Origin of the sequence: Phycicoccus flavus (assembly GCF_004025965.2) — a bacterium.
Lineage (GTDB): Bacteria > Actinomycetota > Actinomycetes > Actinomycetales > Dermatophilaceae > Phycicoccus > Phycicoccus flavus.
Genome location: NZ_SAYU02000020.1, coordinates 12,533 through 24,318 on the forward strand (window position 1 = coordinate 12,533; position 11,786 = coordinate 24,318).

Below are 11,786 nucleotides of genomic sequence, written 5' to 3' on the forward strand. Positions count from 1 at the left end.
TCCGCTCCCCCTTCCCCGTCCCACGATCGTACGCCTGTACGACGCCGTCGTCAACCCCCGTCATCGGCAAAAACCAACCAGCACAGCGGGATACGTCCACCATCCGGACCGGTGACCACGTTCCGGTCCGGCTGGTCCGTGTCGGTCGACGAGCCCGCAAATGCGGAGGACAGGTCTCGCCGTCAGCGCCCGAGACCCGCGTCCCGGGCCCGGATGATCGCCTCCGCCCGGTCGGCTGCCTGGAGCTTGGTGAGCACCGCCGACACGTGGTTCCGCACCGTCTTCTGCGACAGGAACAGCCTCGCCGCGATCTGTCCGTTGGACAGCCCGCCGGCGACGAGGTCGAGGATCTCGTGCTCGCGCGGCGAGAGCTGCGGGAACGGCGAGGCGGCCTCGGCGCGGGGGTGGGCGAAGAACTCGGCGATCCGCCCGGCGAGCACCGCGCCGAACACGACCCCGCCTGCGGCGACCGTGGTGACCGCCCGGACGACCTCGTCCGGCTCGGCGCCCTTGAGCAGGTAGCCGCGGGCGCCGGCGCGCACGGCGTCGAAGATGGTCGAGTCCTCCTCGGACATCGTGAGGACGACGACGCCGACCTCCGGGTGCGACGTCGCGAGCCGGCGGGTCGCCTCGATGCCGTCGAGCTCGGGCATCGCGACGTCCATGACGACGACCGCCGGCCGCAGCTCGGCGACCTTGCGCAGTGCCTCCTGCCCGGTGGACGCGGTGCCGAGCACCTCGACCTCGTCGATGCTCCGCAGCAGGGCCGCGAACCCCTCGCGGAAGACCGGGTGGTCGTCGACGACCAGCACCCCCACGGGCGCGGTCACGCCGCCCCCTCCCGCACGACGCCAACCGGGGCGCCCGCCGCCCGTGCCTCCGCACCCGCCGCCGGTGCCTCCGCACCCGCCCCCGCTGCCTCCACACCCGCCGCCGGTGTCTCCGCGCCCGCCAGTGGCAGCCGCGCGAGGACCCTCGTCCCCGGCGCGGCCGGCGACACCTCGCAGGTGCCACCGAGCTCGGCCGCCCGCTCGCGCAGCGCCACGAGTCCGACTCCCGCCGGGGTGCCCGCGACGATGCCGACGCCGTCGTCGGCGACCTCGACGACGACCGCACCGTCCTCGCGCCGCAGCCGGACGACCGCGGTCGACGCGGCAGCGTGCCGGCCGACGTTGGTGAGGGCCTCGGCGACGATCCGGTAGGCCGCCACCTCGACGGCCGCCGGTAGCCCGGACAGGTCGTCGGCCTCGACGGCGACCTCGGTGCCGACGCCCGGGACGGCACCGACGCCGGGGCCCAGCGCCGAGGCGAGCTGCCGGACGGCGCCGACGAGCCCCACGTCGTCCAGCGCCGGCGGACGCAGGCCGTGGACGAGCCGCCGCACCTCCGCGAGCATCCCGGTGACGTCCGCGCGAGCCCGGCCGAGCACCTCGTCGGCGGCGGCGGGGTCCTTGCGCGCGGTGATGCGGGCGGTGTCGATCCGGGTGGCGACGGCGGCGAGCATCGGGCCGAGGCCGTCGTGCAGATCCCGCCGCAGCCGGCGCCGCTCGTCCTCGACCGCCCCGACCAGCTGCGCGCGGCTGCGCTGCAGCTCCTCGGCCAGCAGGGTGGTGCGCACCGCGGCGGCGGCCTGGCGCACGACGTCGGCGAGCAGGCGCTCCTCCGCGGGACGCAGCCGGCCCGGGACGCCGCGGGCGGGCAGCAGCAGCCGCCCGATGGTCTCGCTGCGGTAGGTGACCGGCAGGGCCCGGGTGTCCCGGGGCCGTTCGCCGTGCTCGACGAGCACCGCACGCCCGTCGCCCTGCACCACCTCGACGCCGACCCAGCGCGACCGGACGGCGCCCGCGACCGCGCGGGCGACCGCGGCCAGCTCGTCCTGCGGTCCGGGCGAGTCCTCCAGGCCGCGGGCCAGCCCGGCGACGACGTCGTAGGGGTCCTCACGCCCGCCGACCACGCGCCGCACGACCCGGGTCAGCCGCTCGCGCAGCGGCAGCCACACCCCGACGGCGACGACGACGGCGAGCACGAGCGCCTCGCGCTGCGGCAACCGGCCGCCGAGCAGCCACGACGTCCCTCCGAGGACGGCGAGGTCGAGCACCACGGAGACGAGCACCGGCACGGCGACGACGAGGGTGTCGGCGAGCAGCCGGTCGACGTCGACGACCCCGGGGTCGACGACGGCCACCGTCACGGCCGCGGCCGTCACGGCGACGGCGACGGTGAGCCCGACCGTGCCGAGCGAGGGCAGCACGGTGACGCCGACCATGACGAGCGCGTCGACGAGCGCGGCCCACACGAGCCAGCGCCCTTGCGCACGTTCGCGGCCGGTGGCCCGGCGGTGCCGCAGGACGACGACGACGAGCGCGAGGACCACGCCGAGCGGGACCAGCGCCTGGGCCACCCGCACCGCCACGGCGTACCCCGCGTCCGGCAGCGGCAGCGCGAACGGGTCGAGCTCGAGGCCGGCGAGGGGGGCGGGCAACGGGTCGCCCGCCGTCACCTCCTGGACCACCCACGACGGCACGGTGAGCAGGACGAGGGGCAGCGCAGCGCTGGCCGCCACCGACGCCCACGCGAGCCACCGGACCCGGCCTCGCGGGGGCCGGCCGTCCGGGAAGAGGACGAGGACGAGCGGGAGCCCGAGCAGCAGCCCCGCCCCGAGCCGCTGGAACACCCAGAAGGCCGTCGACGCGCCGGGGAGCGTGCCGGGGCCGCCGGTCGCGACGGCCAGCCAGGACGCCGCGAGCCCGTCCAGCGCCCACCAGAGGCCGAGGGCCCCGAGCACCGGCCCCAGCCGGTTGCCCGGCCGGCGGGCGGCGACGACGGCCCCGGCGGCGGCCAGCGCCAGACCGGGCAGGCCACCGGTCCACCCGGGCTCGACGCCGATCCGGTCCAGGTGACCGGCCGGCACCCGGAGGTCCAGCAGCAGCGCGCCGACCCCGGCCGCCACCGTGCCGGCGAGGAGGACCCGGGCGTACGTCGTGCTCACGCGAGAAGAGTGCCCGAGGAGGCGTCCCGGTGTCCCGGGACGCGCGTCCCGACGGACCCGGGACGTACCTTCGGGACACCGGACGGGACCGGCGGCCCTGACGGCCCGGGACGCGCGACCCGCAGAGTTCGGGTCAGCCGCGGCGGACCCTCCGCCGCACGAGTCACGAAGAAGAGGCACCCCCCATGTCCCGTACCACCGTCACCCCCGCCCCGGCCCGCACGGACGTCGCCGTCGACCTCGTCAACGACGCCCACGAGCGCCGGCTCGCCGAGGCCGCCGCCACCGACCTCACGTTCGTCCGCCGGATGGGCGGCGTCCTGGCGGCCGGCGCCGGCATCTGGTCGGTCTCGACGTTCGTCGTGGGCTCGACCCCCGCCACCGCCTTCGGCAACACCGTGCAGGACCTCACCGGCTTCCTGTTCCAGGTCGGCGTCATGGCCCTCCTCGCCGTCCAGGCCCGCACCATGGCCACCGGCACGAGCCGCGTCGCCCGGGCCATGATCCCGGTCGAGCGGGTGATCCTCGGGATCGCCATGCTGTGGTCGCTGCTCGACGCCGTGCCGTCGCTCCACGAGGGCGCGGCGTGGCTGCCGATCCTCGACATCTGCTGGCCGCTGTCGATGCTCGGCATGTTCGTCATCGGCATCAAGATCGCCGTAGCCGGCCGCTGGCGCGGCCTCGCCCGGGTCTGGCCGCTGGTCGCCGAGAGCTGGGCGGTCGTCACCGTGCCGACCTTCCTCCTCGTCGGCGAGGGCGTCGCCAACACCGTCGGCGGCACCCACCTGCTCCTCGGCTACGGCGCGCTCGGGCTGCTGCTCGTCCTGCGCCCGGAGCTCACCCGCCCTCGCGGCTGAGGGCATCCCGCACCGGCGACGGCCGGCGACCCACGACGGGTCGCCGGCCGTCGCCGTCGTGTGGGGGACTGCGTCAGGAGGTGCGGTCGCGCAGGTCGGTGACGTGCCGCGACACCGACGGGTCGAGGCCGAGGCCGAGGGCCAGGTAGGTCGCGGCGAAGTCGGTGAGCCCGACGAGCGAGGCGAGCCGCTCGACCGGGTGGGTGCCGCGGGCCTCCTGCTCGAGGACGACGGCGCCGGCCTCGCGGGCGGACTGCAGGACGGCGTCGGCCAGCGCCGCGTCGGCAGCGTCCAGGCCCGGGTCGCGCAGGGCGACGAGCCCGAGCCGCGGCACCTCCGGACCGTCGAGGTAGGGGTCGGCGAAGATGTCGCGGCCGTCGGGCCGGGAGTCGGTGAGCCCGCTGCCGAACGGCCCGTCGAGGGTGGCGACGACGGTGGACGCGGCGTCCGGCAGCACGCCGTGCGTGGCGGGCACCCGGGCGGTGCGGGCGAGCATCTGGGCGGCGCGGCCGGCCGCGGCGCCGGACAGCGCGCCGTCGCCCAGCACCATCGGCACCGTGGCGTCGAGCCCGGTGGCGAGGACCTTGGCGGGGTTGACGAACGCCTCCGAGCCGGGCCGGCACTCCTCGGCGACCCGGTCCAGGACGTCGGCCGCCCGCTCGAGCACCTCGGGCGGGCAGTCGGCCAGGCCGAGGACGTCGGCGGCCAGGAGCACGGGGGTCAGGAGCGACCAGAGCGCGGTGCGCGAGGTCGGCGCCGGCAGGGCGACCTCGACGTGGACCCCGCGGGCCCGGGCCGAGACCTCGGCCAGCGGGGAGTCGACAGCGCCGACGGTGAGGAGCGAGGCGCCGCGGCGGGCGGCCTCGGCGGCGAGGGCGAGCGGCCCGGCCGCCCGGCCGGACTGCGACACGGCGACGACGAGGTCGAGGGGCCCGACCCAGCCGGGCAGCGGGCCGTCCCGGCGGCACGAGACCTGCACCGGCGACCCGGACTCGGCGAGGACGTCGAGGATCTCGCCGACGACGGCGGAGCCGCCGAGCGCGGCGACGAGCACCGAGCGCGGTCGCTCACCCCCGGCGACGCGCTCGACCCCGGCGTCGCTGGCGGACACGAGCGCCCGGCGGACCTGGGCCCCGGCGCCGGCGAGCGCGCGCAGCGCCCCGCGGGAGTCCAGCCGGGCCAGGACGTCGGCGTCGTCCAGGCGGCGTTCCTCGACCCACGGCATCGGCGCGTCCTCCTTCGTCCCCGGTCAGTCCGGGGTGCGGGCCTCGTCGACGAGCAGCACCGGCACGCCGTCGTCGATCCGGTACGCCAGGCCGCACTCGTGGTTCTCGCACACGAGCTCCGGACCGGCGGGACCCTCGGCGTCACGCAGCGTGCCCCGGCAGGCCGGGCAGCGCAGGATCTCGCGGAGCCACGGCTCGATGGACGAGGTGGTGCCGGCGGGCTCGCTCATGGGGTCCTCTCCGGGGGCGGCGGGTACGGCGCGACGATCCTCGCACAGTCCCGCGGACCGGACCCCGGAGGCGCTCGTGTGGCGAGGACCTGTGAGCGTCCTTAGGGTCGTGGGCACGGCCGTCGTGAGCGCGGCACCCCTGGACTCGGTCGACGGAGAGGGACGGACGACGTGCGCTTGGAGATCCTCGGCAGGGTCCTGCTCTCGGTGACCGGCGAGCCCGTGCGGCTCACCGAGCTCGAGCTGGGGCTGCTCGCGTCCGCCGCCCTCCAGGGCCGGATCGGGGTCGACACCCTCGGTGAGTGGCTCTGGGACGGCGACCCGCCGTCGTCGGCCCGCAACCGGGTGCAGGCGCTGGTCTCCGGCATCCGCCGCAAGGCGGGCACCGACACCCCGGTGATCCTCACCGAGGGCCGGGCCTACCGGCTCTCCGACGAGGTCGAGATCGACGCGGACGAGTGGACCGCGGCCGTCGCCGCCGCCCGCGCCGGGCGCACCGCCGACCCGCTCGCCGCCCTGGCCGAGTACGACCGGGCCCTCGCCGTCTTCGCCCAGGAGCCGCTGCAGGGCGCCCCGCAGAGCTCCGCCGTGGAGGTCGAGCGCAGCCGGCTCGTCCAGGAGCGGCTCTCGGTCCTCGAGGAGCGGCACGAGACCGCGTTGTGGGCCGGCGCCTTCGAGGGCCTCGTCGCCGAGCTCGACGCCCTCACCGCCCGGCACCCCTACCACGAGGGGTTCGTCGCGCTGTACATGCTGGCCCTGGCCGCCTCCGGCCAGCAGAGCCGGGCGCTGGAGGTCTTCCAGGACGCCCGCACCCGCCTGGACGCCGAGCTCGGGGTCCGCCCCTCCGAGCAGCTGAACGAGGCCCAGCGCCTCGTCCTCGCCGGTGAGGGACTGCCCGCCGCCCGGGTCGCGGAGCCGCCGTCCGACGCCCCGCCGCGCACCGTCACGGCCGTCCCCGAGCCCGCGCCGGACCCGGTCGCCACGCGCGACGTCGCCGGGACGGGAGGCGGCGCCCCCCGGCTGCCCGTGCCGCGCACGCTGCCCCGCCGGCCGCCGTCGTTCGTCGGCCGCGACGCCGAGGTGGGCGAGATCGTCGACGCCGCCGAGGCCGCGCCGCACGACGCCGTCGTCGTCGCCATCACCGGCCTGCCCGGCTGCGGCACCTCCGCGGTCGCGCTGGAGGCCGGGCACCGGCTGCGCGAGGCCTTCCCCGACGGCACGCTCTACCACGACGCCGGCAACTCCTGCGACGGCGCGAGCATCGACAGCGTCGTCACCGGGTTCCTGCCGCTGCTCGGCGTGCACCCGGAGGCCGTGCCCGCCGACCCGCTCGCCCGGGCCGGGCTCTACCGCTCGCTGCTCGACGGCCGGCGGGTGCTCGTCGTCGTCGACAACGTCGCCCCCTCCCCCGACCCGGCCGACGTCGGCGGCCCCCGGCTCGCAGACCTGCTGCCCGCGAGCGCCGGCTCGATGGCCGTCGTCACCTCCCGGCGTCCGGTGCCCGGGCTCGCCGTCTCCCGGCGGGTGCGGGTGCACACCCTGCCGCCCGAGCCCGCCCGCCGGCTGCTCGAGGCCCTCGTCGGACCCGACCGGGTGAGCGAGGACCCCGAGGCCGCCGACGAGGTCCTGCGGATCACCGGCCGCATCCCGCTGGCGCTGCGGCTCGCGGCCGGCCGGCTCGCGCAGCGGCCCGACCTCGGCCTCGAGGACCTCGTCGACAGCCTCCAGGAGGCCGGCGGCGGCACCCGCGACGGCGACATGGCCTCGCTCGGGCAGAGCCTGGACCGCATCCTCGACGACCTCGACGCGCCGACCCAGCGGGTGGTCGAGGCCGTCGCCCACCTGCCCGTCGACGCCTTCAGCGGGTGGGTGGCCGGCGCCGTCCTCGGCGACGCCCGCGCCGGGGACCGGGCCGTCGACGCCGTCGTCGAGGCGAGCCTCGTCGAGACCGTCCTGCGCGAGGGCCACGACGCCCAGTTCCGCCTGCACGACCTCGTCCGCTCGCACGTGCGCAGCCGGGCCGACCGCGGCGCCGTGCCCTCGCCCCTGCACCCCCGGACCGTGGAGGAGCAGGCCGCCGTGGCCTCCGGGGCCCTCACCCGGGTGGGCGCGATCTACGGCGCGCTGCCGCAGCGCTTCGTGCCCCTGGCCCCGCGCCTCGACGACGACGAGGTCGCCTTCCCCACCCGCCCGCGCCGCGCCGGACGCCGGTTCTTCCGAACGGAGACCCCGCTGCTCGTCGCCCTCGCCACCCGGCTGACGAACCACCGGCCGGACCTCGCCTGGCGGCTGCTCGCCGACACCGCGCTCGGCACCGCCGCCGCCACCGACGTGCACGCGTGGTTCCGCGCCGAGCGCACCGTGTCCGCCGCCCTCACCGGGCCCGACGACGACACCCGCCTGGGGTCGGCCTACCTCATGCTCGTGCGGGCCTGGCTGCTCCAGGACCGGCTCTCCTCCTCCCGCGAGGCGCTCGACCTGGCCGAGGCCGCCCGCCGTCCGCTCGTCCTCCTCGCCGCCCACGCACCGGCCGCCGCGGCCGCCCTCGTCGTCGCCCAGGCCGCCACCTCCCTCGGCCTGCGCGAGCACGCCGAGGCCGCCGTCGAGCGTGCCGAGTCCTCGCTGGGCCAGGACGGCGACCCCGTCCTCGCCGCCTGGGCGGCCATCGCCCGCGGGACGATCCACAACGACTACGACGAGCTGCGCGACGCCGCCCGCGAGTTCACCCGGGCCCGGGAGATCCTCGCGACGACGCCGAAGACGGTCGCGTTCGGGCTCGCCACCCTCGAGCTGTCGCGCGCCCGGCGCCGGGTCGGCGAGCTCGGGCCGGCGACGCTGCTCGCCGACGAGGCCCTGCAGACGCTCTCCGGGGTCGGGGCCGTGCACATGTACTCCTACGCCCTCGACGCCCGGGCCGAGGTCAGCCTGGCCGCCGACCGCAGCGACCAGGCGCTCGAGGAGGCCGGCTCGGCGCTGGAGCGGGCCAGCGCCTCCCGCGACGCCTTCCTCGCGGCCCGCGCCCGCCGCACCCGGGGCCGGGCGCTGCTCGGCCTGGGGCGGCTGGACGAGGCCGAGGACGACCTGCGCCTGGCCGTCGAGGAGTTCACCGCCATCGACCGGCCCCTGTCGGTCGCCTTCACCTACCAGGTGCTGGCCGCGGTGCTCGACGCCGGCGGCGACGCGGTCGGGGCCAGCGAGGCGCTGCGGCTGGAGCAGGCCGCGCTCCGGCGGGCGGGCGACGCCCAGGCCGCCGAGCAGCCCCGGCGCCGCTCCCCCGGCCCGGCCTGAGCCAGGGCCGCGGCCCCGGCCCCGCCGGGGCGGTCAGTCGCGGGCGGTGTAGCCGCGGAAGGTCTTGCCGGTGCGCTTCGGGCCCTCGCTGCCCCAGGCGTAGGTGAGCTTGCGGATCTCGTCGCCGCTCACGTTGCCCTCGACGGTCGTCACGGTGCGCGGCGAGGACGAGGTGTCGATCTGCACGACGAGCCCGACGTGGCCGGCCCACGACGAGCCGTCGTCGCTCCAGACCAGGACGTCGCCCGGCCGGGGCAGCCGCTGGCCGGCGCCGGTGAACGGGTGCCAGAGGGTGCTGACCTTGGCGTCGGTGCGCCACGCCTGCGAGCTCTCGTAGCTGCGCGGCAGCCGCGGGTAGGCCGAGGCGTCGGGCATGGTCTTGCCGGTCCACATGGCCGCGATGAACGACCCGCACCACGAGTTGCCGTTGTAGTGGTTGAAGACGACCCGGTTGGCGTTACTGCCGTCGAGCTCGAGGACGTTCTTGTTGCGCGCCGGGTAGACCGTGCTCTTGTGGATCGTGTCCGACCCGGCGAGCTTGAAGGCGCGCGGATTGTTCAGCGCGGCGCTCGCCCGCTTCACGGTGTCCTGCCGCAGCTGCGACAGGTTCGAGCCCACCGGGATGGGGTCGGCGGTCGCGGGGGCCGCGACGGCCGTCGAGGCGGCGAGCGCGGCGGCGGCGAGGACGAGGGCGAGAGCGGGACGGCGGGTCATGACGGGCCTCCTGGGGTGGGTCGTGCCTCCACCGTGCCGGGGGTCGCTGCGAGGCCGCTGCGTCGGCGCTGCGCCGCCTCCCACCACGCCGACGGGTGGCTCAGGCCCGGACGATCCGCAGCACCTCGTCGCGGACCCGGGCCATCGTCGCCTCGTCCTCGGCCTCGACGTTGAGCCGCAGCAGGGGCTCGGTGTTCGACGCCCGCAGGTTGAGCCACCACATCGGGTCGCCCTCGCCGCCCTCGTGCCGGACGGTCATGCCGTCGAGCCGGTCGACCTCCACGCCCTGCGGCTCCGCCCACTCCAGCACCCGGTCCGCGGCGGCCACGGCGTCGGCGACGGTGGAGTTGACCTCCCCCGAGGCGCTGTAGCGGCTGAGGTCGGCCATGAGGACGCTCAGCGGCTCGTCCTGCTCGCCGAGCGCCGCGAGCACGTGCATCGCGGCGAGCATGCCGGTGTCGGCGAACCAGAAGTCGCGGAAGTAGTAGTGGGCACTGTGCTCGCCGCCGAAGATCGCCTCGTGCCGGGCCATCTCGCCCTTGATGAACGAGTGCCCGACCCGGGTGCGCACCGGCCGGGCGCCGGTGGCGGCGATGACCTCCGGCACCTGCGCCGAGCAGATGACGTTGTGGACGACGGCCAGGTCGGCGGGGTCGGCGCCGTCCGCGACGGCCCTCGCCACCTCGCGGCGGGCGATGAGGGCGGTGATGGCGCTCGGGCTCACCGGCTCGCCGCGCTCGTCGACGACGAAGCAGCGGTCGGCGTCACCGTCGAAGGCGAGCCCGAGGTCGGCGCCCGAGGCCCGGACGGCGGCCTGCAGGTCGCGCAGGTTCTCCGGCTCCAGCGGGTTGGCCTCGTGGTTGGGGAAGGTGCCGTCGAGCTCGAAGTAGAGCGGTTCGACGGTGAGCGGCAGGGGCGCGAGGCCGGCGGCGTCCTCGAGCACGGCCGGGACGGTGAGCCCGCCCATGCCGTTGCCCGCGTCGACGACGACGGTGAGCGGGCGGATGGCGGACAGGTCGACGAGCGAGCGGAGGAACGAGGCGTAGTCCGGCAGCGTGTCCCGCTCGGCGGACCCGCCCTTGGGGACGTCGGGGTCGGTGACCTCGCCGGCCAGGGCGCGCTCGGCGAGGTCGCGGACGTCGGCGAGCCCGCTGTCCTGACCGACCGGCCGGGCCCCGGCGCGGCACAGCTTGATCCCGTTGTAGGCGGCGGGGTTGTGACTGGCGGTGAACATCGCGCCGGGCTGGCCGAGCTCGCCGCTCGCGTAGTAGAGGCCGTCGGTGCTGCACAGGCCGATGAGCGTGACGTCGACCCCCCGGCTGCGCACGCCGTAGCCGAAGGCCTCGGCGAGCCCCGGGCCGGACTCGCGCATGTCGTGGCCGACGATGCAGCCGGACGCCTTCTCGGGCAGCAGCACGACGTCGGCGAAGGCGGCGCCGAGGGCGCGGGCCACCTCGGCGTCGAGCTGCTCGGGCACGAGGCCGCGGACGTCGTAGGCCTTGACGAGGTCGGCGAGGGAGCGCTGGGTCACGGGCGGTGAGCCTACGGGAGCGCCGGGACGGCGGGGAGAGGGTCCACGGCGGCGGCCGCGGGGCCGCCCGGGGGTGGGGCGCTCAGGCCTCGGCGCTGCCGCGCAGCACCCGTAGGTGCCCGCGGCGGGCGACCTCGCCGGCCAGCGGTCCGGGCGGCGCGGCCTGCGGCGCGCGGCGCGGACGGCCGGCCTCGCGGACGGCGTCGGCCAGGGCGAGCAGGTCGTCCGGCGTCGGCTCGGGGTCCGGGTACTCGGTGGCGAGCCGCACGACCTCCCAGCCGACCGGCGCGGTGAGCCGGTGGGCGTGCTCGGCGCACAGGTCGTAGGTGTGCGGCTCGGCGTACGTCGCGAGCGGACCGAGCACGGCGGCGCGGTCGGAGTAGGCGTAGGTGAGCGTCGCGACGGCGGCCTCGCGGCAGCCCGTCTTCGTGCACTTCCGCGACAGGTTCACGTCCGCGACCCTAGACCGGAGGGCGCCCGGCCCGGCGCAGGCACGCCGTAGCATTCGGGCCGTGAGCCCGCGCCGACGAGACCGCCACGGCCGCGGCGTCCGCGGCCCCCTGGCGTGGCCGCAGGTGCCCGCCATGACGACCCGCCGCGAGCGCTTCGACGACCTCGTCCTCGACGCCGCCGACCGGGTCCGCCCGCACCTGCGCTCCCGGTACGCGGCGACCGAGTTCGCCGTCCAGGACGTCCCGCCCACCGACCCCGCGCCGTGGGAGGAGCAGACCCCGCCGCTCGGCCGGCTGGTGCGCGCCGACGGCTCGCGGCCCGACCACGTCGTCGTCTACCGGCGCCCCGTCGAGGCCCGGGCCTCGGACGAGCTGGACCTCGCCGAGATCGTCCGGGAGGTCGTCACCGAGCAGGTGGCCGCGCTGCTCGGGGTGCCGCCCGAGGAGATCGACCCCGGGCTCGCGGACGACTACTGACCGGGGCGGACGGTCCGGCGGC

General features: G+C 77.1%; 10 protein-coding genes. 3 read left to right on the top strand and 7 right to left on the bottom strand.

Features of this window, described 5'->3' with window-relative positions; genetic code table 11:
• Positions 1 to 182: 182 nt before the first annotated feature.
• Positions 183 to 830: a response regulator gene (locus tag EPD83_RS07925; protein ID WP_235950405.1), complete on the bottom strand. Its 648-nt coding sequence runs from the start codon at positions 828 to 830 to the stop codon at positions 183 to 185.
• A complete protein-coding gene (locus EPD83_RS07930) occupies positions 827 to 2,989 on the bottom strand; it encodes a GAF domain-containing sensor histidine kinase (RefSeq protein ID WP_128366328.1) in 2,163 nt (720 codons plus the stop codon). Before EPD83_RS07930 ends, EPD83_RS07925 begins: the two co-directional genes overlap by 4 nt.
• 185 nt (positions 2,990 to 3,174) lie before the next feature.
• On the opposite strand from EPD83_RS07930, the gene EPD83_RS07935 reads away from it, so the two are divergent.
• Positions 3,175 to 3,846 (top strand): hypothetical protein, encoded by a 672-nt coding sequence (locus EPD83_RS07935; protein ID WP_128366329.1) that lies wholly within the window; start codon positions 3,175 to 3,177, stop codon positions 3,844 to 3,846.
• A 73-nt stretch (positions 3,847 to 3,919) separates the two neighbouring features.
• On the opposite strand, the gene EPD83_RS07940 is transcribed toward EPD83_RS07935, so the two are convergent.
• Positions 3,920 to 5,071, bottom strand: coding sequence for an SIS domain-containing protein (locus tag EPD83_RS07940; protein WP_128367456.1), 1,152 nt, complete (start codon positions 5,069 to 5,071; stop codon positions 3,920 to 3,922).
• Positions 5,072 to 5,095: 24 nt separating this feature from the next.
• Entirely contained in the window at positions 5,096 to 5,302 is a 207-nt protein-coding gene (locus EPD83_RS07945; RefSeq protein ID WP_128367455.1) for a Trm112 family protein, read from the bottom strand.
• A 171-nt stretch (positions 5,303 to 5,473) separates the two neighbouring features.
• Here EPD83_RS07945 and EPD83_RS07950 point away from each other — a divergent pair, with 171 nt between their 5' ends.
• Positions 5,474 to 8,590, top strand: coding sequence for an AfsR/SARP family transcriptional regulator (locus tag EPD83_RS07950; protein WP_165566433.1), 3,117 nt, complete (start codon positions 5,474 to 5,476; stop codon positions 8,588 to 8,590).
• Between the two features lie 33 nt (positions 8,591 to 8,623).
• Here EPD83_RS07950 and EPD83_RS07955 read toward each other — a convergent pair whose 3' ends face one another.
• The 3 genes from EPD83_RS07955 to EPD83_RS07965 all read right to left on the bottom strand — a co-directional run bounded on the left by EPD83_RS07955 (position 8,624) and on the right by EPD83_RS07965 (position 11,286).
• Entirely contained in the window at positions 8,624 to 9,304 is a 681-nt protein-coding gene (locus tag EPD83_RS07955; RefSeq protein ID WP_128368123.1) for a CHAP domain-containing protein, read from the bottom strand.
• Between the two features lie 100 nt (positions 9,305 to 9,404).
• The gene (locus tag EPD83_RS07960; protein ID WP_128368122.1) at positions 9,405 to 10,835 is read right to left on the bottom strand and encodes a phosphomannomutase/phosphoglucomutase; all 1,431 of its coding nucleotides are present in this window, start codon (positions 10,833 to 10,835) and stop codon (positions 9,405 to 9,407) included.
• Between the two features lie 82 nt (positions 10,836 to 10,917).
• Positions 10,918 to 11,286: a DUF3499 domain-containing protein gene (locus EPD83_RS07965; RefSeq protein ID WP_128367174.1), complete on the bottom strand. Its 369-nt coding sequence runs from the start codon at positions 11,284 to 11,286 to the stop codon at positions 10,918 to 10,920.
• A 61-nt stretch (positions 11,287 to 11,347) separates the two neighbouring features.
• Here EPD83_RS07965 and EPD83_RS07970 point away from each other — a divergent pair, with 61 nt between their 5' ends.
• Entirely contained in the window at positions 11,348 to 11,764 is a 417-nt protein-coding gene (locus tag EPD83_RS07970) for a metallopeptidase family protein (protein ID WP_235950406.1), read from the top strand.
• Positions 11,765 to 11,786: the final 22 nt, after the last annotated feature.

Coding starts and splice junctions, on each gene's coding strand:
- EPD83_RS07935 (WP_128366329.1), top strand. CDS start 3,175: ATGTCCCGTACCACCGTCACCCCCGCCCCGGCCCGCACGGACGTCGCC.
- EPD83_RS07940 (WP_128367456.1), bottom strand. CDS start 5,071: ATGCCGTGGGTCGAGGAACGCCGCCTGGACGACGCCGACGTCCTGGCC.
- EPD83_RS07945 (WP_128367455.1), bottom strand. CDS start 5,302: ATGAGCGAGCCCGCCGGCACCACCTCGTCCATCGAGCCGTGGCTCCGC.
- EPD83_RS07955 (WP_128368123.1), bottom strand. CDS start 9,304: ATGACCCGCCGTCCCGCTCTCGCCCTCGTCCTCGCCGCCGCCGCGCTC.